Origin of the sequence: Rhodococcus sp. NKCM2511, from assembly GCF_014905595.1 — a bacterium.
GTDB lineage: Bacteria > Actinomycetota > Actinomycetes > Mycobacteriales > Mycobacteriaceae > Rhodococcoides > Rhodococcoides fascians.
Window position 1 is genome coordinate 347,899 of the sequence record NZ_BNHJ02000001.1, and the last position, 20,381, is coordinate 368,279.

A 20,381-nucleotide genomic window follows, 5' to 3' on the forward strand; every position below is an offset into this window, starting at 1 on the left:
CGTCAGTGGGTGGTGAGTTCGGTCAATCGCGCCCGAGCGGCGTCGATCCCTGCGGCGATGCCCGCGACATCCGAGCCCGATCCCTGGGCGAGTTCGGGCTTGCCACCACCTCGGCCACCGATGCTCGGGCCGAACGACGCGACCAGCTCGCCGGCCGCGATTCCGGTCTCCTGGGCGGCCTTGTTCACCGAGACCACGAACGGGACCTTGCCACCGACCGTGCCGAACAGCACGACCACGGCCGGATCCGTCCCGAGTCGGCCGCGGATGTCGGTGGCCAGCGTGCGCAGGTCGTTCCCGCCGACGCCGTCGGGTGCCTGCGCGACGACTGCTCGCACGTCACCGAACCGTTCGGCCTTACCGACGTACTCTCCCGCCGAGGCCAGTACGGCCGCGGCCTTGACCGACTCCAGTTCCTTCTCGGCGACCCGAAGACGCTCCACCAGGTTCTCGATGCGCGCCGGCACCTCCTCGGACGGGACCTTCAACGACGACGCGACGCCGGCCAAGAGCGCGCGTTCCTTCGCCAGGTAGCGGTACGAGTCGAGGCCGACGAAGGCTTCGACGCGGCGTACTCCCGAGCCGACCGAGGATTCGCCGAGGATGGTGACCGGACCGATCTGCGACGAGTGTTGGACGTGAGTGCCACCGCACAGTTCCATCGAGAACGGCCCGCCGATCTCGACCACGCGGACCTCGTCGCCGTAGTTCTCGCCGAACAGCGCCATTGCCCCCATCTTCTTGGCGCTGTCGAGGTCGGTGACGAGGGTGTTGACCTCGTAGTCCGAGCCGACCGCATCGTTGGCGACATTCTCGATGTCGTCGCGCTGCGCCTCGGACAACGAGCCCTGCCAGGAGAAGTCGAATCGCAGGTACCCCGGCTTGTTCAGCGAGCCTGCCTGCGTCGCATTGGGTCCGAGCACCTGGCGCAGTGCGGCGTGCACCATGTGCGTGCCCGAGTGTCCTTGGGTGGCGCCCTTGCGCCAGGCGTGGTCGACGTCGACATGCACGGTGTCACCCTCGGTGATCTGGCCGGTATCGACCACGGACTTGTGGGTCCACACCTTCTTGGCGATCTTCTGCACATCGTTGACCTTGACGGTCAGGCCGGGTGCGGTGATGGTGCCGATGTCGGCGATCTGACCACCGGATTCCGCGTACAGCGGGCTGCGGTCGAGGATGATCTCCACGCTCTCGCCGGCGACCGCGGTCGGAACCCGAACGCCGTTGGAGATCAACGCGAGAACCGTTGCCTCGGAACCGAGTTCGTCGAACCCGGTGAACTCGGTCGGCGAACCGTCGACGAAATCCTTGTAGACGGTGAGGTCGGCGTGTGCATGCTTGCGCGCGCGGGCGTCCTCTTTGGCGCGAGTGCGTTGCTCGGCCATCAACGAGCGGAATCCGTCTTCGTCCACGGACAGTCCGGCCTCGGCGGCCATTTCGAGCGTCAGGTCGATCGGGAACCCGTAGGTGTCGTGCAGCGCGAAGGCTTCGGCGCCGCCGATCTTTTTCGCGCCCGACGCCTTGACGGCCTCCGCGGCACCCTCGAACAGCCGCGAGCCCGACGTCAGGGTCTTGAGGAAGGCGGTCTCCTCCCCCACTGCGACGGTGAGGATGCGATCGAAGTCCGTGACCAGGTTGGGGTACGACTCGGCCATGGTGTCGCGGACGACGGTGATGAACTGCGCCATCGTCTCGTCGGGTGCGCCGAGGAGTCGCGCGGATCGGACGATGCGACGCAGCAGGCGCCGAAGCACGTAGCCGCGGCCGTCGTTGCCGGGATTGACTCCATCGGAGATCAGCAATGCAGCGGTGCGCGCGTGGTCGGCGATGACGCGGAAGCGGACGTCGTCGTCGTGGTTACTGCCGTAGGTCCGACCCGACAGCTCCTCTGCCTTGGCGATGACCGGCCGCACGAGATCGGTCTCGTACACGTTGTCGACGCCTTGGAGCAGGAATGCCACGCGCTCGACGCCCATGCCGGTGTCGATGTTCTTCTTCGGCAGTGGGCCGAGGATCTCGAAATCGTCCTTGCTGATGCCTTGGCCGCGTTCGTTCTGCATGAAGACGAGGTTCCAGATTTCGATGTACCGGTCCTCGTCGGCTTCGGGGCCGCCTTCGGCACCGAACTCGGGGCCTCGGTCGTAGTAGATCTCCGAGCAGGGTCCACAGGGTCCGGGGATTCCCATGGACCAGTAGTTGTCGGCCATTCCACGACGTTGGATGCGTTCGTCGGGCAGACCGGCGATCTCCTTCCACAGCTCGATCGCCTCGTCGTCGTCGAGGTAGGCCGTGGCCCAGATCCGCTCGGGATCGAACCCGTAGCCGCCGTCTTCGACGCTGTCGGTCAGCAGGGTCCAGGCATGCTTGATCGCGTCGCGCTTGAAGTAATCGCCGAACGAGAAGTTTCCGGCCATCTGGAAGAACGTGTTGTGCCGAGTGGTGATACCGACGTTCTCGATGTCGAGGGTGCGCACGCACTTCTGGACGCTCGTCGCCGTCTTGTACGGCGGCGTCTGCTGCCCGAGGAAGAACGGCACGAAGGGAACCATGCCCGCGTTGACGAACAGCAGGTTGGGATCGTCGAGGATCAACGACGCACTGGGTACTTCGGTGTGTCCCGCCTTCACGAAATGGTCGAGGAAACGCCTGCGGATCTCATGGGTCTGCACTGATACAGGTTAGCGTCGTCAGACCCTGTGCCGATTCGAGGGCCTATCGGCCTCGGATGATGCGCCGCAGTTTCCCCACCCTGGTCGCGATTTCGCGCTCGGCACCGTGTTCGGTGGGCTCGTAGTAGTTCACGCCCACCAGTTCGTCGGGCGGATACTGTTGCCCCAGCACGCCACCCGGACTGCTGTGCGGGTATTTGTATCCGACCGCGTTGCCCAACCCCTGGGCACCCTTGTAGTGGCCGTCGCGCAGATGCGGAGGCACCGATCCGGACTTGCCTGCGGCGACGTCCGCCATGGCCGCTCCGAGGGCGCCGATCACGGCACCGGACTTGGGCGCTGTCGCCAGGTGAATGGTTGCCTGCGCCAGCGCCAGTCGCGCCTCCGGCATCCCGATCATCTGCACGGCACTCGCCGCGGCGGTGGCCGTCTGCAGTGCGGTGGGATCGGCCATCCCGATGTCCTCGCTCGCATGGACGACGAGCCGCCGCGCGATGAAGCGGGCGTCCTCCCCCGCGGTGATCATGCGTGCGAGGTAATGAAGTGCGGCATCGACGTCGGATCCCCTGATGGACTTGATGAACGCGCTGATGACGTCGTAGTGCTGGTCGCCGTCACGGTCGTAGCGCACCGCGGCCTTGTCGACACTGGCCTCGACCGTCGCGAGGTCCAGCGTTCCGTCGGTTGCGGCACCCGCTGCCGCCTCGAGGGCCGTCAACGCTCGGCGGGCGTCACCGGCCGCGAGCCGCACCAGGTGATCCATTGCGTCCTCGGCGATGGTCACCGCACCGTCCAGGCCTCGGGGATCGTTTGCCGCACGGGTCAGCAACAGTTCGATGTCCTCGGAGCCGAGCGGCTGCAATTGCAGCACCAGCGATCTCGACAGCAGTGGTGACACCACCGAGAAGGACGGATTCTCCGTCGTGGCGGCCACGAGCAACACGATTCGGTTCTCGACGGCGGCGAGCAGTGCGTCCTGCTGCGTCTTGGAGAAACGGTGGACCTCGTCGATGAACAACACGGTCTGCTCACCGGACAACAGCCGGCGGCGCGCGAGTTCGATGACGTTGCGCACTTCCTTGACCCCGGCCGAGAGGGCGGACAACGCCTCGAACTTGCGACCGGTCGCCCCCGAGATCAACGACGCCAGCGTGGTTTTTCCTGTTCCGGGCGGGCCGTACAGCATCACCGAGGACGCTCCGGATCCCTCGACGAGACGACGCAACGGTGCGCCGGGTGCCAGCAGATGAGACTGCCCGACGACCTCGTCGAGCGTCGTCGGTCGCATGCGCACAGCGAGCGGTGCGTCGGGTCGCGGGTACGTGGAAGTCGGACGGGGCTCGTCGATCATCGGATCCGGTGCCGCGGGCGGATCGAACAATCCGTCGCCGTCCGACTCGTCGTCCGAGATGTCACTTCCGAAACCGCCGCTCACCGGTCGAACGCTACCGATTCGACGGTACGAAAGGCGAACGCGTTCGCGCTCAGCGGTCCCGCTTCGCGCGCAGAGCGGACACGACCGACTCGGCGTAGTCGGCGATATCGGGCTCTCCCGAACGCACTGCGCTGTCCTGGAGCACCGACCACCGCGAAATCAGCGCCTGCGACCGCGGTACCGACAGCTGGTGTGCGCGCGCCGCGGCAATTCGAGTGTGATCGTCGGGTAGGAACCAGTACGTGGTCAGCCACACCCAGATCAACCTCGCGTCGAGCAGCTTGGTCGCCAGCACGTGGTCGTCCGCCAGTGCAGGCCAGATGCCGACGACCTCCGAACGCCACGCGTCGATCATGGCCTGCTCCCGATCGTGCGAGAGCTCGAAACTGCACAAACACCCCGGGAACGACGCCAACGCGTACGTGATGTCGAGAGTGGCGTCTCGAAAACCGCCCCACTCGTAGTCGAGGAATCGAACGCCTTCGTCGTTGACGATGATGTTGTCGGGACACAGATCCGACGGGCTGAAGGCACGGAACGCCCCGTGAGCGAACAGCCGTCCGCTGCGCGAGACCCGTTCGAGAAGGACGTCCGGTGGTGCCCCTACTCCGAGCAATCCGGTCAACATGCCGGGTACCGCGGCGAGGGCGTCGGGTATCTGCGCGGAAATTCCGTCTGCCGAGTCGGGCTGGCCGACCCGCCGAAGCAATGCTGCGAAATCGTCCTCACGGCCCACGGTTGCCGCATGCATGCGCCCGAGCGCCTGAGCCATGGCCATCAACGAGTTGGTGACCATCGATGCATCGGAACTGCGCAGCAGCGTGGGGATCGCACTGGCGTCACCGAGGTCGCTCAGAATCAACAGCCGAGCATCGAGATCGTAGGCGTGCAGCTCCGGCCCCGGCCTGCTGTCGGTGGCCAGCGCATTCGCGAACTGGTACGAGGCGGCCTCGCGTAGAAATGCACTCGACCCGGCGACATCGGTGAGCTCGGAATGCAGCTCCGATTCTCCGGGAAGATCGCGCACCTGCTTGATGACAAGGGTTCGCGGAAGCTGAAAAGGATTCTCGGACACCTTCACTCGCAACACGATGGCTTGGCCACTACCCCCGAGGTCGACGGGATCGATCAGCGTCACCGGTGCCCCGGTGCGCTTGGTCAGTAGTCGCTGGGCTGCTGCCACTACCTCGGATACAGGGTCTGCAAGTGTTGCGGTCATCGTTGTCCAAGCTACCTGTTCGCTACGTCGTACTGTGCCGTGTCGCCGGCTACGAAAGAGACACAATTGTCCGTTTTGCGGCTTTCGAGATCCCATTCGTAGACCCGACCAGCTGGCCGGTTACCCCGAAGCCACCAAAGTATGCAGCGCGAATTACATTGGTGCAACGTCGACCGACACCGCGATCGTGCTCTTCTCGGCCTCGGTGTAGATGACCCCGCGCAACGGCGGAACGTCGGCATAGTCGCGGCCCCAGGCGACCGTCGCGTACCGCTCGTCGACCAGCTGATCATTGGTCGGATCGAAGGCCAGCCAGCGGTCGTCGGGCATCCACACCGCGGCCCACGCGTGGGTCGCATCGACACCGATCATGCGTTCTTTGCCCGGTGGCGGTTCCGTGGCGAGATAGCCCGACACGTACCGTGCCGCCAACCCCTGCGACCGCAGACAGGCGATGGCCAACCGAGCGAAGTCCTGACAGACCCCCGAACGTGCGGCGAGGACGTCGACCACGGTGGTCGATACCGTCGTGGACCCGGACAGATACCGAAAGTCGGTGAAGATTCGGTGCGTCAGATCGACGATGACGTCCGCGAGCGGACGCCCCGGCGTGAAACTGGGCGCGGCGTACGCTCGCACCTCGTCCGTGATCTCCGGCGTCGGCAGATCGAGGGCGAACTCCACCGCCGATGAACGTGCCGACTCCGCTGCATCGGTCCTGGTGGGGTCGAACATGGCCATCCGGGCCGATTCCCACGGGGCAGTCGCAGGCCACGACGTGGTCTCGTCCACCGGCCGCGGGTACACCTCGACGAGCGAATCCGCCGTGACGACCAGCTTCTCGTGATCGTTGGTCACGTGGAAGTACACGTCTTCGTTGCCGTAGACATCGACGCCGAACGATTGATCGGTGGGTGGCGGCTCCACCGTGACCGACTTCTCGACGCAGTGCTGCCCGTCCATGTCCCGCGGCGCGAGAAATCCTCGCCCGTAGGACGACGTGACGCGATCGGAGTAGGTGTACGTGGTGATGTGCTTGATTCGGTACCGACGACTCGTCATCGTGCCCCGCTTCCGATCCGCGCACCGACGCTGCCCCACAGCGGCTGGGTACCGCCCGGCAGCGACATGTGCGTCGCGAGAACAACTCGGGACAGTTCTTCGAGCGAATCGTGAATACCGTCCACGAGATCGATCAGTTCCACCCGCCGCCCGGTGGCGTCGACCGACTCCAGATCACCCGGGTCGACGCGCCGCAACCGAACCCGCATCTGCTCGACGAGTTGTTCGGGCCGCGAGCTACCGGACGCATCCGGTAGCGCCCCGAGGTCGTCACGAAGGCGGTCGAGTTGGTACACCAGTGCGCGAGGGTTGCCGGCGTCGAACAGCAGGAGCTGCGCAACTGCAGCCGGCCGTGCACGACCACTGTTGCGTCGGCGATAGATCACCGAGGACTCTGCCGCAGACAGCACCGAATCGATGACCGCCTGTTCGGTGGACGGCGTCAGGGCGTGACTCAGAGTCGCTGACAGCAACGCTGTCAGTTGCAATCCCCGCTCTATTCGCTTGCCCGCGTCCATCAGGTACCAACCGGCGTCGCGAACCATCGACTCCGACGCCAGTCCGGACAGCGCGAGCAGACCGCGCAGCACGCTCGATTGCGATGCAGCCAGCTGGGCACCGTTGTTGACGGCCGACTCGCCCAACTCATCGAGCGCGGTGTCGATGCGAGCGAGCACTGCCCAGGTGTCGTTCGAGAGTTGATCGCGCACCGCACGAGCTGCCTGTTGCATCCGATCGACCGACTGCGCCAGTGAACCGAGGCGCTCCACCGAGAGCATCAGCGAACGCATTTCGGCCATCGCATCGGCGCGGATCGTCTCGTCCAGGAATCCCGGTCCCGTGCGCGATACCTTCGTGACCGCTTCCAGCAGAAGCGGCAGGCTGTCGCTGCCGTCGAGCCACGGCATCGAGCGATAGTCCTGATCCCGCTCCCGGGCGGCGATGAGCAGACGTGTCATGTCCTCCGCGCGTTCGCTGTACCGACCGAACCAGAAGAGATCGCCCAGCACACGCGGGGAACTGACCACCTCGACGTTGGACGCGGCGTACTGCGGCAACTCCTCCACCGTGGCAGGCGGGGTGTGCGGAGCAGAATCGGCCGGAGTGACCCTCTCCACCGACTTGACCCACACGTCCTTGGAGGCGACGGTGATCAGTGGTTCGGTGACCGGCGCCGTGATCATGACCTGACCCAGACCGCCTCGCATCGGGGTGTAGCCGACCCGCTGCGCGACGGTGAACAAGCGCATTCCGACCTGGGCCGGAGCAACCGCCAACTGCTCCCCCGACCCGCTGCCCCACGACGAACCCACCGGAGCCAGCGAGAACTCCGGCACTTCCTGACCGGTCCATTTCCACGGAGCTGCCTCGACCTCGTCCCACAGCGCCCGGGCCGCCTGCTCGGTGAGATCGTGACCCACGACCGCGCGTCGGGACACGGTGGATCTCAATACCAGCGATCGGAAGCGAGTTCGCATGTGCGAGAGTGCGATCGGATCACCACCCCAATAGGTGGGGACCGAATCGAGAGTCAGATCCTCATCCAGCAGAGCCCGGCTCAGAGCCGGCAGCAACGGTGTCAGTGCGGGATTCTCGAGGACTCCGCTACCGAGAGTGTTGACCACGCTCACCGCACCGCGCCGCAGGACCTCGACCAGACCGACCACACCCAGATGCGAATCCTGACGCAGATCGAGCGGGTCAACGAACTCGGCGTCGACGCGTCGTAACACCACGTCCACCCGTCGCAGTGTGCCGAGCGAACGCATCCACAAACAGCCGTCCCGCACCACCAGATCGGCGTTCTCGACGAGCGGGAAGCCCAGAACCGTTGCCAGATAAGCCTGATCGAACGCCGTCTCGGAATGCGACCCCGGCGTCAACACCACCACGACAGGATCCTCGGCGGACGCGGGTGCAGCGTCACGCAGCGCTAAGCGCATCGCCCGAGCGAACGTCGACAGCGGCCTCGGATTGCTCGCCTGGAACAGCTCCGGCATCGCCCGCGACATCACTCGCCGATCGGCCAGCGCATACCCCACCCCGGACGGTGCCTGAGTGCGATCCGCAACGACCGAGAACCGGCCGTCGGACCCGCGCGCGATGTCGGCTGCGTGCATGAACAACTGATGCGGACCCGGGACGGTGATGGCGTGCGCCGGTCGAAGATAGCCGGGGTTGCCGAAGATCAGCTCGGGCGGAATCAGACCGCGCCGGACTGTCTCCTGCGCACCGTAGATGTCGGTCAGGATGGCGTCGAGCAGTTGCGAACGTTGAACCAGCCCCGCTTCGAGCCGATCCCATTCGTCCGCTGCAACGACGTACGGGACGCTGTCCAATCCCCACCGCACGGAACTGGGCCCGGGCTCGTTGCCGCCCGTCGGAATCGGGTTGTACGTGATTCCGTGATCGTCGACCAGCCGGCTGACCCGGGACTGCAACGTCTGCATGGCACCCGGGCCGGCGTCGCGCATACCGTCGACCAACTCCGCCCAGTGCGGACGCACCTTGTCGTCGGCAGCGAGCATCTCGTCGAACAGATCTCTGCGACCCGTCACGGCCTCACGTCGACCGTGATATTCGAGCCACGGTGACACGAGGTCGGGTGACACGGGGTCGGGCGCACCGGCCGCCGTCTCGCTGCGGCCCGCCTCGCTGTGAGCGGTATCCACGGGCACCATCGAGCCGTTGTTCCTTCCGTCGGTCGATCACACTCCGTCGCCGGATGAGGCGTGGTCGTTGCCGAATCCACCCGTTCCGCGTCGGACCGAAATCGCTACCGGTCGACTCGTTCTTTTCTTGCCCGCCTCAGGACGTGTGAACCCCGGTCCGGCGCAGGTCCAGCATGCCGGGCGCAGTCACGTCGATCGCTTGGCGAGCGTGCATCTCGAGCAATCTTGCTATGTCCACCTTGCCGGACGTGAACCCGCCCTCCTCGAAACGACCGTTGCGTCGCGCTTCCGCCTCCACCGAGTTGACCGGTGGACCGTCGTACGACCGTCCGCCGGGGTGCACCACGTGATACGAGCACCCGCCGACTGCGCGTCCGGTTTGCATCTCCACCAGATCGAATCGCAAGGGACTCTGCACCTCGATCGTGGGGTGCAGCGCGCTCGGCGGTTGCCAGGCGCGATAGCGAACTCCGGCGACCTGGACGTCCTGTCGCTCGGTGCGCAACATCGGTACCGGCACCCCGTTGCAGGTCAACAGGTAGCGGCCCACATCGGCACCGGCAACGCGAACCTGGATGCGCTCGACCGAGGAGTCCACGTAGCGCGCCGTGCCCGACGACGTCGACTCCTCCCCGAGCGTGTTCCACGGCTCGATTGCACCGCGCAGTTCGATCTCGGCATCGCCGACGACGGTGGTACCGATGCGCGGGAAACGAAACTCGGTGAACGGGTCCAGCCAGCTGGTATCGAATTCGATGCCGTGCTCGCGGAGGTCCTCGGCGACCCGGCCGATATCACCGATCACGAAGTGCGGCAACATGTATCGACCGTGCAGGTTGGCACCGTGCCGAATCAGTGGTGCTTCGAGCGGGGTATCCCAGAATCGCGAGACCATCGAGCGCACGAGTAAGGACTGCACCATCGCCATCTGATGATGCGGCGGCATCTCGAATCCGCGAAGTTCGAGCAGACCGAGCCTGCCGCGGGTGGAGTCGGGGCTGTACAGCTTGTCGATGCAGAACTCGGCACGGTGCGTGTTTCCGGTGATGTCGGTGAGCAGGTGCCGCAGCGCCCGATCGACGACCCACGGCGATGCCGAACGGTCGGCACCGGTCAGACGCTTGATCTCGCTGAACGCAACCTCGAGCTCGTAGAGCGACTCCTCACGACCTTCGTCGGCTCGGGGGGCCTGCGAGGTGGTACCGATGAATCGACCCGAGAACAGGTACGACAGCGACGGGTGACGTTGCCAGTGTGTCAACAGAGACACCAGCAGGTCCGGTCGGCGCAGCACCGGCGAATCGGACGGTGTGACGCCACCCAGGGTGATGTGGTTGCCACCGCCGGTGCCCCGGGTGGTGCCGTCGTTGTCGAAACCCTCGGTACTCAACCGTGATTTTCGCGCCTCGAGATACAAGCGCTCCATCAGCTCGTTCTGCTCCGCCCACGACGACGTCGGCTGAACGTTCACCTCGATGACCCCGGGATCCGGAGTGACCGTGAGGGTTTGGATACGGGGATCCGAAGGCGGGCCGTAGCCCTCGAGGACGACCGGTGTCTCGATCGCGGATGCGGCGCGCTCCACCCGAGAGACCAGATCGACGAAGTCGTCCAATCGATCCATCGGCGGCATGAACACGTGCAGTACGCCGTCGCGTACCTCGGCGACCAGTGCGGTCACCGCAGTTCCACCCACTCCGGACGTCTCCCGCACCGCCTGCGCGTAGCGTGACTCGGCCGGGTCGACGGCCCGGGGTGGTTGCTGCGTCAGCTGCGGGGTCGGCAGATCGGGTTTCGGTGCGGTGGGATCGGCCGGGTTCTCGACCGGACCCCCGTCCCACGAGATCGCTCGTAGCGGCAGACGGAGCCCGGCGGGAGAATCCCCCTCCAACAACACGATTCGCCCACGTCGCAGCTTCCAGTCTGCGCTCTGCCAGCCAGTGCCGTCCTCGGTCCGCGAGATCGGCAACACGAATGCCGCCGGTTCGTCGGTACTGGCGTCGAGCCGTTCGAGGAGAAGCCTTCTCGCAGCTGCGGAATCTGTCCCCGGTTCGAGATCGTCGGCGTCGGCCGGCGGATCCCCGTAGGGCTGACGCACCAGATCCAACAGCTTGACGAGCGGGTCCTCGTAGGCCGGACGCGCTTGCGAGGCGGGCAGACCCAATCCGTCGACCAGTCGGTCGATCAGCTTCTGCGATACGGAATTGTCGACTGGATCAGGACGCAGATCGTCCGCCGACCACGGATCGGCTATGAGGTCCGAGTCGTGCCACAGTGCCTGGCCGTCGGTGCGCCAGAACAAACCCACCTGCCATCGTGGGAGAGGCTCACCGGGATACCATTTGCCCTGGCTGCGCTGGACCATGCCGTCGGGCGCGTAGATGGTTCGAAGTCGTTCTGCGAGAACGCTGGCCAGCTTGCGCTTGTGCGGACCGTCTGCGGTGGTGTTCCACTCGGGCGCTTCCTGGTTCTCGATGGCGACGAACGTCGGCTCACCACCGACGGTCAATCGAATGTCCTGGTCGAGCATGCGCCGGTCGATCTTCTCGGCCGTGGCCTCGATCGCGTCCCACTGCTCGGCCGTGTAGGGCAACGTTGTGCGCGGATCCTCGTGAACACGCACCACCGTGTTCGAGAAGTCCAGTTCGGCTGTGCATTTGCTCGTCGCGCCGGAAATCGCGGCCGCGGTCGACGGATGCGGCGTGGCCGACAGTGGAATGTGACCCTCGCCGGCGAACAGGCCCGAGGTGGGGTCCATTCCGACCCAACCGGCACCGGGGAGGTACACCTCGGTCCAGGCGTGCAGGTCGGTGAAGTCCTCGACCGGCCCAGACGGACCGTCCAGCGATTTCACGTCCGAGGACAATTGGACGAGGTAACCCGAGACGAAACGCGCGGCCAGGCCCATCTGACGAAGGACCGACACCAGCAACCACGCGGAGTCACGGCACGATCCCACGGCGGACGTCAACGTCAGGTCCGGGGTCTGCACTCCGGGCTCCATCCGCACCGAGTAGCCGACGTCCGCCATCACGGCCTGATTGGCCATGACGAGAAAGTCGATGGTGCGCAACGATTCTCCGCGCTCGACGACGGCGGCCTGCAGCTTCTCCACCCACGCGGACACGACCGGCCCGGGCCCGGAACCGGCCTTGTCCTCGTCCACCGGGCGAAGATAGGGCTCGAGATCGGGCAGATCGTGTTCCTCGTATGCGAAGCCGAAGTGCTCCGCCCATTCCTCGACGAAAAAATCCAACGGATTGATCGACGCCATGTCCGCAACGAGTCCGACCGTGATGGACAGATGGTCGGTTCGCTCGGGGAACACCACGCGGGCGAGAAAGTTGCCGAAGACGTCCTGCTGCCAGTTGACGAAATGCTCGGCCGGCTCGATCTTCAGCGAATACGCCTCGATGGGAGTGCGCGAATGCGGTGCCGGTCGCAGCCTGATCTCGTGCGGAAAGATCTTGACCGTGCGGTCGAATCGGTAACTGGTGCGATGTTCGAGTGCAACCTTGATGCCCACGGCGAGCCCCTCGTGATAGTCCCGGTATGGGTAGAAACAACAACCCTAGTGGGCCCCGGCCCGGTGCGCTCGGCAAGAATTCGAACCATCGACGATGCCCGACGGTATTCGGGCCCGCACGACCGTCCACGTGTCGAACGCCTTGACACGCCTCATCGGTCTACGGTTCGCTCAGCTTCGAAAATGCGGACGAATCGTCGACATACCACGCCAGACATGAAGGGTGAACCGTGAGTGAAAACCCGCCCGACGGACCGCAATACGGTCGCGGACCCAACCCGGACCAGCCGGACCCGAACACGCCGCAGACACCGGGAAACGGGTACCCACCACCCGGCAACTACCCGCATCAGGGCAGCTACCCGCCACCGCCCGGCAACTACCCGCATCAGGGCAGCTACCCGCCACCGCCCGGCAACTACCCGCCTCAGGGCGGCTATCCTCCCCCTCCCGGAAACTACCCACCGCCGCCCGGAAACTACCCACCTCAGGGCGGCTATCCGCCTCCGGGCGGCTACCCACCCCCTCCCGGAAACTACCCACCGCCGCCGGGAAACTACGGGAACTACGGAAATCAGAACTACGGACAGACACCTCTCGGACCCAACCCCGGTCGACTCGACGTCGGTGCTGCACTGAGCTACGGCTTCGACAAGTTCAAGGCCAACACCGGACCGTGGCTCGGTATCACGGCCATCGTGTGGGCGGTCAGCGTCGCCGTGTTCATCGTCACGTTCGCATCGACCCTGACGGCCGCGGTCGCTGCTGCCGACCGAGGTGAAAGTACTGCCGTCGCGGCGACGTCGGGCGCATTCCTGGTGGTGACCACGATCGCGACATTCGTGTCCTACTTCGTGAATGCGGCATACGTACGGGGAGCGTTGGACGAAACGGGTGGGCCACAGAAGCCGACGTTCGGCAGGTTCTTCCAACTCACGAACGTTCCGCAGATTGCGGTACTGGCTGTGATCTGGACGGTGGCCAGCGTCGTGCTGAGCTTCGTTCCTTTCCTGGGCACCGTCCTGCTGGTCGTGATCGGTTTCCTCGCGAACTTCGCACTGACTTTCCTGATCGATCGAAACCAGTCGGCGATCGAGTCGATCAAGTCGTCTATCGACCTGACGGTCAAGAACTTCGGCCCGGTCCTGCTGCTGTTGCTGGCCCTCGCCGCCATCAACTTCATCGGCATTGTGCTGTGCGGCCTCGGTCTGCTCGTCACCCTTCCGGTCTCGGTGATCGCCACCAACTACGCCTACCGCGTACTCACCGGCGGGCCCCTGACTCCCGCGCGCTGATCTCGCACCACGACAGACGCGAATGTCCCCGTAACGCACTGCGTTACGGGGACATTCGTTCTTGCGGACCTCGGGTGGAGGCTAGGCCTCTGTCGGCGCTTCTTCCTTCTTCTCCGGCGTGAAGTCGACGCCCGATTCCTTGCGCTGCTGCGCGGTGATCGGTGCGGGCGCGTCGGTCAACGGGTCGATGCCGCCACCGGACTTGGGGAATGCGATGACCTCACGGATGGAATCGACTCCGGCAAGCAGCGCGGTGATGCGATCCCAACCGAACGCGATTCCGCCGTGCGGCGGCGCGCCGTAGCTGAAGGCATCGAGAAGGAAGCCGAACTTCTCCTGGGCCTCTTCCTTGCCGATCCCCATGATCGCGAACACTCGTTCCTGAATGTCCTTGCGGTGGATACGAATACTGCCGCCGCCGATCTCGTTTCCGTTGCAGACGATGTCGTAGGCGTAGGCCAGAGCAGATCCCGGATCGGTGTCGAATGTGTCCATCGACTCCGGCTTCGGCGACGTGAACGCATGGTGCACGGCCGTCCACGCCCCGGACCCGACGGCGACGTCGCCACTGGCGGTGGCGTCGGACGTGGGCTCGAACAGCGGCGCGTCGACGACCCACACGAACGCCCACGCCTTGGGGTCGATCAGGTCGAGCTTGCGTGCGATCTCGCCGCGGACGGCGCCGAGCAGTCCGCGGGAGGCCTTGACCGGACCGGCGGAGAAGAAGATCGCGTCGCCGTTCTTCGCGCCGACGTGCGCAGCGAGGCCGTCCCGTTCGGCGTCGGTCAAGTTCTTCGCGACCGGGCCGCCGAGGGTGCCGTCCTCACCGACCAGCACGTAGGCCAGGCCCTTGTGTCCACGCTGCTTGGCGAATTCCTGCCAACGGTCGAGCTGCTTACGGGGCTGCGACGCACCGCCGGGCATGACGACCGCACCGACGTACGGAGCCTGAAAGACGCGGAACGTGGTGTCGGAGAAGAAATCCGTGCACTCGACCAGTTCGATGTCGAATCGAAGATCGGGCTTGTCGGAGCCGTACCGGCGCATGGCCTCGGCGTAGGTGATCCGCGGGATGGGTGCCGTGAAGTGGTGCCCGACGAGCTTCCACAGCGACGCCAGAATTTCTTCGGCCAACAGGATGACGTCGTCCTGGGTGACGAAGCTCATCTCGACGTCGAGCTGGGTGAACTCGGGCTGACGATCGGCACGGAAGTCTTCGTCTCGATAGCAGCGAGCGATCTGGTAGTACCGCTCGATACCGCCGACCATCAGCAGCTGCTTGAACAGCTGTGGGCTCTGCGGCAGTGCGTAGAAGCTACCCGGCTGCAGACGAGCGGGAACGAGGAAATCCCGTGCGCCCTCGGGGGTGGACCGCGTCAGCGTCGGGGTCTCGACCTCGACGAACTCGTGGTGCGCCAGAACCGATCGGGCGGCGGCGTTGACGTGCGAACGCAGTCGAATGGCATGGCCGGGGCCCTCACGGCGCAAGTCGAGGTAGCGGTATTTGAGGCGTGCTTCCTCACCGGGCTGATCGTCGAGCTGGAACGGCAACGGTGCGGCCTCGGACAGGACCTCGATCTCGGATGCCTCGACCTCGATGGCGCCGGTGGGGATCTCGTAGTTCGCGTTGCCCTCCGGACGACCCTCGACCTTGCCGGTCACCTTCACCACGTACTCGGCGCGCAGTCGGTGGGCCTGCTCGAGTGCTGCTCCCTCGCGGAAGACGACCTGAGACACACCGGAGGCGTCACGCAGATCGATGAAGATGACGCCACCGTGGTCGCGTCGACGGGCCACCCATCCCGTCAACGTCACAGTTCGGTCGACGTGCTCGGGGCGTAATGAGCCGGCGAGATGGGTGCGCAGCACGGGTGTCCTTTCGAGAAAAATCCGCTGATCGTGTTCTTCGCTCACCGATCCTACGGAGCACATCACCATAGAAGGAAACGAGATGCCGTCCCGGCATGCGAAGCTAAGGCCGACAGTGGCGGCATCGGTTCGCACCGCAGATGCGGGCTCGGCGGAGGGGAACTCCAACATGACGTTCAGAGAAGGCTCGCAAACGACACCGGGCCGAGTCTCCGTCGGTGGTAGCGGCGGAGGCGGCGGACGCGGCAAGTTGGCGATCGGCGGTGGCGCGGGTGGGCTGGTCATCATCGTCCTCGCGCTGCTCTTCGGCGGCGACCCGGGAGCAATCCTGAACCAGATCAGCGGTGGCGACAGCTCTGCGGGTCAGAACGGCTCCGGGACGTCGGGAACTCTCGACTGCGACGTAGCAGACGCGAACAGCAACGTGAACTGCCGCGTCGACTTCACGGTGGGAAGCCTGGACACCGTCTGGGAATCGCAGCTGCAGCCTCAAACCGGCGTCGCCTACGTCCAGCCGGACGTGCGGTTGTTCTCCGGAGCAACGAACACCGGCTGCGGCAACGCCACCAGCGCCGTCGGGCCGTTCTACTGCCCGGCCGATTCCACGGCGTATTTCGATACGAGCTTCTTTCAGGTCCTGGTCGATCAGTTCGGCTCCAGCGGTGGGCCACTGGCACAGGAGTACGTCGTGGCGCACGAGATCGGCCACCACATCCAGAACCAGTTGGGCGACATCGGGCGCGCACAGCAAGACCCTCAGGGTCCCGAGTCCGGTGGCGTGCGGGTGGAATTGCAAGCCGATTGCTACGCAGGAATCTGGGCGCACTACGCGGCCGAGACCGTCGACCCGAAGAGCGGCGTCCCATTTCTCGAACCGCTGACCTCCGCCCAGATCGACGACGCACTGTCCGCCGCATCCTCGGTGGGCGACGACCGGATTCAGCAGGCGTCCACCGGCCGGGTCAACCCCGAGGGCTGGACGCACGGCTCGTCCGCCCAGCGCCAGGCGTGGTTCTCCACCGGCTACGAGACCGGACAAGTGGCCGCCTGCGACACGTTCTCGGCTCGCGACCTCGACAATCCCTGAACCAGTACTGCTCAGAACAGCGTGAGTGCCGGCCCCGAGGTCACCAACCCGCGGGGTTCGGCAGGCTCGTTCGCGGGCAACGCGCGGGTCTGGTCGGCGGCGAAACCCTAGGTGTCGAGCAGCGGATCGATTCTCGCCTTCAGCCACTGCTTGTACTCGGGAGTGACGTACGCCCCGTGTCCGTAGAGCTGGCGGTATCTGCGTACCAACGCCGGGTGCTCCTTCACCAGCCAGCTCATGTACCAGTCCTTGGTGCTCGATCGAAGATGCATCGGCAGCGCCGTGACGGTCGTCGCCCCGGCCTCGGCCAGCGCAGCGATCAGCCCGTCGAGTTGTTTGGCTCCGTCGGTGAGAAACGGAATGACCGGCGCCACCAGCACACCGCAGTCGAGTCCCGCATCCCGCACGGCGCGGATGAGGTCCAACCTTGCTCGCGGACTGGGTGTTCCGGGTTCGAGCTGCTTCTGCAAATCTGCATCGTGGATCGCCAAACTGATGCTCACGTGTACGTCGACCTTCTGTGCGGCCAGGGTCAGCAGCGGCAGATCCCGTCGCAACAGCGTTCCCTTGGTCAGGATCGAGAACGGCGTACCCGACTCGGTCAACGCGCGAATGATGCCGGGCATCAACCGATATCGCCCCTCGGCGCGTTGATAGGGATCGGTGTTGGTCCCCAGCGCGACCGGCTCCCGCTTCCAGGATCGACGTGCGAGCTCTTTGCGGAGGACTGCCGCAACGTTCGTCTTGACGACGATCTGCGAGTCGAAATCGTTGCCGGAATCGAGGTCCAGGTATTCGTGTGTCGGCCTCGCGAAGCAGTACCGGCACGCATGCGAGCATCCGCGCATCGGATTGACGGTCCACGAGAACGGCACCTGCGATTCGCCCGGAACCTCGTTCAGGGCACTCTTGCACAGCACCTCGTGAAATGTGATGCCCTCGAACTCCGGGGTCTGCAGGCTGCGGACAAGCCCGGACCGTTCCAGCCCCGGTAGCGCGCCCTCGTCTGCGGCATCGAGAGTCTGACCGGCCCATCGCATGCACACAGTCGAACATTTGTTCTATGCCGTGTCAAGGTCGGCATCGCTCCCCCGGTCGGATCCGGCAGCCGACAAGCGATAGCGTAGGGCCCGAAGTCGATCCTAGGAGTGCACCGCACGTGACCGCCCCGAACACACCGACCCTGGAACCCATTCTGCGCCTGGGCCTCACCCTGGGACCGGCCATCGAGATCGGTTCGGTGCCCGAAGGCGACCGAGTCGTCACCACCGTCCTCGGCGGGGCCGCACCCGGCCCGGACATCGAGGGCACTCTGGCTGCTCGATCGACCGTCGTCAGCGTCACCCGGCCCGACGGGTGCACCGAGTTCAGCAGCGATCTCGTCCTCGAATTGGCAACCGGCGGTTACCTTTCGCTCGACTACCGAGGAGTCCAGTTCGGACCGGCCGAGGTCATCGACGCTCTGAACGATCCCGACCGAGAGGTCGACCCGGCGACCTACTACTTCCGCGGCACGTTGCGAGTGTCGACCGCTGTTCCGAAGTTCACGTACCTCAACCGGGCCCTCGTCGTCACCTCCGGCTCACGATCGGCCGAGGCCGTGGTGCTCGACGCATTCCTGGTGACCTGAGAGCCGTCCGCTCTCATCCGAGCAGCTGCGCGACCTCACGGTCGGTCAACGTCGCATGCGGAGTGCGACCTTTGCTGCGAACAAGTTCGATCGCTCGGTAGAGAGGTCGCTCGTCGAGCCCGGCGTCGCGAGCCTCGGCCCGCAGCTGATCCACCAGCACCGACGCGATGGCCGCCGCGGGAACGAGTTCGGTGGTCCACAGCGAATCGGCGAGCGTGCGCAACGCAAGAATCGGCAGTTCGCGGCCGCCGCCTCTGGTGTACAGCGCCAATGGCAGGACGATGCGAGTACGACCGTCGTAGAGCCGCAGCGAGATCTGGTCGATTCCGGCCGTGCGGATGGTCATCTCCGCCGTCACCACCTCCGGCATGTTCAGCCGTCGGGTGCGCAGTCCCCGCGCGCACAGCCGGGGCCCGTCGAGCCACACCCGGCGGCGCAATCCCAGCCAACCCGACAGCGCTGCCGGACCACCGACGATCACTCCGACGAGGACTGCCACCCACACGGGGGCGAAGAGCGCCAGAACGACGCCCAGCACGACCCCGAGCAGCAGCGAACCGACCACGATCTTGCGTAACCGCGGCGCGAGGAACTCCGCCGAGACCAGATCGAGGGCTACCGGACCTGCCGGGGGCCGAGGGTCATCGGCCAAGGCGCACTCCGAGGACGTCGACCACGTCGGCCAACGCGACCGTCTCCTGCTCGCCGTTCGAAAGGTCTTTCACCACGATGGATTCGGCCGACAGCTCTTGATCGCCCAGCACGAGTGCGTAGCGTGCTCCCGAACGATCAGCCGCTTTCATCGCTCCCTTCATGCCCCGATTTCCGTACGCCATGTCCACCGCGATTCCACGTTCACGCAACTGAGCTGCGATGTCGACGATCGCGAGTTTGGCCGCGGCACCCATCGGGATGCCGAACACCTGACACCGCGACGTCGTGCCTGCGGTCTTTCCTTCGGCGGCCAACGCGAGGACGGTGCGGTCGACACCGAGCCCGAATCCGATACCCGACAGTGCCTGCCCGCCCAACTGCTCCATCAGGCCGTCGTAGCGTCCGCCGCCGCCGATGCCCGATTGGGCCCCGAGGCCGTCGTGCACGAACTCGAACGTCGTCTTCGTGTAGTAGTCGAGCCCACGAACCATGCGCGGGTTGACCAGGTACGGAACGTTCATCACATCGAGGTAGGCCAACACCTCGTCGAAATGCTGCTTCGCCGAATCGGAGAGATGGTCGAGCATCAACGGCGCGTCGGCAGTCATCTCGCGCACCTCCGGCCGCTTGTCGTCGAGAACCCGCAGGGGATTGATCTCGGCGCGTCGACGCGTGTCCTCGTCCAACGGAAGCGCAAAAAGAAACTGCTGCAGCAACTCTCGATACTGCGGGCGGCAGGTGTCGTCGCCGAGCGAGGTGATCTCGAGCCTGAAACCGGTGAGACCGAGGGCGCGGAACCCGGCGTCGGCCACGGCGATGACCTCGGCGTCCAACGCCGGGTCGTCGACCCCGATCGCCTCGACTCCGACCTGCTGCAGTTGGCGGTAGCGGCCGGCCTGCGGGCGCTCGTACCGGAAGAACGGCCCGGCGTAGGCCAACTTGACCGGCAGCGCCCCGCGGTCCAAGCCGTGCTCGATCACCGCACGCATGACGCCCGCAGTCCCCTCGGGACGCAGAGTCACCGACCGATCGCCGCGGTCGGAGAAGGTGTACATCTCCTTGCTGACCACGTCGGTCGATTCGCCGACTCCCCGGGCGAACAACCCGGTGTCCTCGAAGATCGGGAGTTCGATGTGGCCGTACCCGGCTGCGCGCGCGGCACCGAGAAGGCCCTCACGGACAGCGACGAATTCGGCCGAATTCGGGGGGAAGTAATCGGGAATGCCCTTGGGCGCGGAAAAGGTGGTCGGCTTGCTCACG

At 65.4% G+C, this 20,381-nt stretch carries 12 protein-coding genes and 1 pseudogene; 3 read left to right on the plus strand and 10 right to left on the minus strand.

Features of this window, described 5'->3' with window-relative positions; genetic code table 11:
- Nucleotides 1–2: 2 nt before the first annotated feature.
- The 6 genes from alaS to JLZ96_RS01455 all read right to left on the minus strand — a co-directional run bounded on the left by alaS (nt 3) and on the right by JLZ96_RS01455 (nt 12,586).
- Nucleotides 3–2,672: an alanine--tRNA ligase gene (gene alaS, locus JLZ96_RS01430; RefSeq protein ID WP_027496968.1), complete on the minus strand. Its 2,670-nt coding sequence runs from the start codon at nt 2,670–2,672 to the stop codon at nt 3–5.
- Nucleotides 2,673–2,715: 43 nt separating this feature from the next.
- The gene (locus JLZ96_RS01435) at nt 2,716–4,023 is read right to left on the minus strand and encodes a replication-associated recombination protein A (RefSeq protein WP_371828538.1); all 1,308 of its coding nucleotides are present in this window, start codon (nt 4,021–4,023) and stop codon (nt 2,716–2,718) included.
- 133 nt (nt 4,024–4,156) lie between these two features.
- Complete coding sequence (locus tag JLZ96_RS01440; RefSeq protein WP_027496966.1) at nt 4,157–5,326, minus strand: kinase; 1,170 nt, start codon at nt 5,324–5,326, stop codon at nt 4,157–4,159.
- A gap of 153 nt (nt 5,327–5,479) precedes the next feature.
- Nucleotides 5,480–6,388: a transglutaminase family protein gene (locus JLZ96_RS01445; RefSeq protein WP_032382091.1), complete on the minus strand. Its 909-nt coding sequence runs from the start codon at nt 6,386–6,388 to the stop codon at nt 5,480–5,482.
- Nucleotides 6,385–9,069: a circularly permuted type 2 ATP-grasp protein gene (locus JLZ96_RS01450; RefSeq protein WP_201009382.1), complete on the minus strand. Its 2,685-nt coding sequence runs from the start codon at nt 9,067–9,069 to the stop codon at nt 6,385–6,387. Before JLZ96_RS01450 ends, JLZ96_RS01445 begins: the two co-directional genes overlap by 4 nt.
- Before the next feature lie 127 nt (nt 9,070–9,196).
- A complete protein-coding gene (locus JLZ96_RS01455) occupies nt 9,197–12,586 on the minus strand; it encodes a DUF2126 domain-containing protein (RefSeq protein WP_032400787.1) in 3,390 nt (1,129 codons plus the stop codon).
- A 230-nt stretch (nt 12,587–12,816) separates the two neighbouring features.
- Here JLZ96_RS01455 and JLZ96_RS01460 point away from each other — a divergent pair, with 230 nt between their 5' ends.
- Entirely contained in the window at nt 12,817–13,881 is a 1,065-nt protein-coding gene (locus tag JLZ96_RS01460; RefSeq protein ID WP_063216655.1) for a hypothetical protein, read from the plus strand.
- 81 nt (nt 13,882–13,962) lie between these two features.
- Here the strand turns inward: JLZ96_RS01460 and aspS are convergent, their stop codons facing one another.
- On the minus strand, nt 13,963–15,750 hold the full coding sequence (gene aspS, locus JLZ96_RS01465; protein ID WP_027496961.1) for an aspartate--tRNA ligase: 1,788 nt from the start codon (nt 15,748–15,750) through the stop codon (nt 13,963–13,965).
- Nucleotides 15,751–15,919: 169 nt separating this feature from the next.
- Here aspS and JLZ96_RS01470 point away from each other — a divergent pair, with 169 nt between their 5' ends.
- The gene (locus tag JLZ96_RS01470) at nt 15,920–16,837 is read left to right on the plus strand and encodes a neutral zinc metallopeptidase (RefSeq protein WP_201009383.1); all 918 of its coding nucleotides are present in this window, start codon (nt 15,920–15,922) and stop codon (nt 16,835–16,837) included.
- Between the two features lie 11 nt (nt 16,838–16,848).
- Here JLZ96_RS01470 and JLZ96_RS01475 read toward each other — a convergent pair.
- Nucleotides 16,849–17,877 (minus strand): annotated as a pseudogene (locus JLZ96_RS01475) (Rv2578c family radical SAM protein).
- A gap of 119 nt (nt 17,878–17,996) precedes the next feature.
- Between JLZ96_RS01475 and JLZ96_RS01480 the strand changes: the two are divergent.
- Nucleotides 17,997–18,467, plus strand: a complete 471-nt coding sequence (locus tag JLZ96_RS01480; RefSeq protein WP_032370476.1) for a DUF3237 domain-containing protein — start codon at nt 17,997–17,999, stop codon at nt 18,465–18,467.
- Between the two features lie 13 nt (nt 18,468–18,480).
- On the opposite strand, the gene JLZ96_RS01485 is transcribed toward JLZ96_RS01480, so the two are convergent.
- Entirely contained in the window at nt 18,481–19,119 is a 639-nt protein-coding gene (locus JLZ96_RS01485) for a hypothetical protein (RefSeq protein WP_201009385.1), read from the minus strand.
- Nucleotides 19,109–20,380 (minus strand): histidine--tRNA ligase, encoded by a 1,272-nt coding sequence (hisS, locus tag JLZ96_RS01490; RefSeq protein ID WP_201009386.1) that lies wholly within the window; start codon nt 20,378–20,380, stop codon nt 19,109–19,111. The genes JLZ96_RS01485 and hisS overlap by 11 nt, the downstream gene beginning before the upstream one ends.
- Between the last annotated feature and the right edge of the window lies 1 nt (nt 20,381).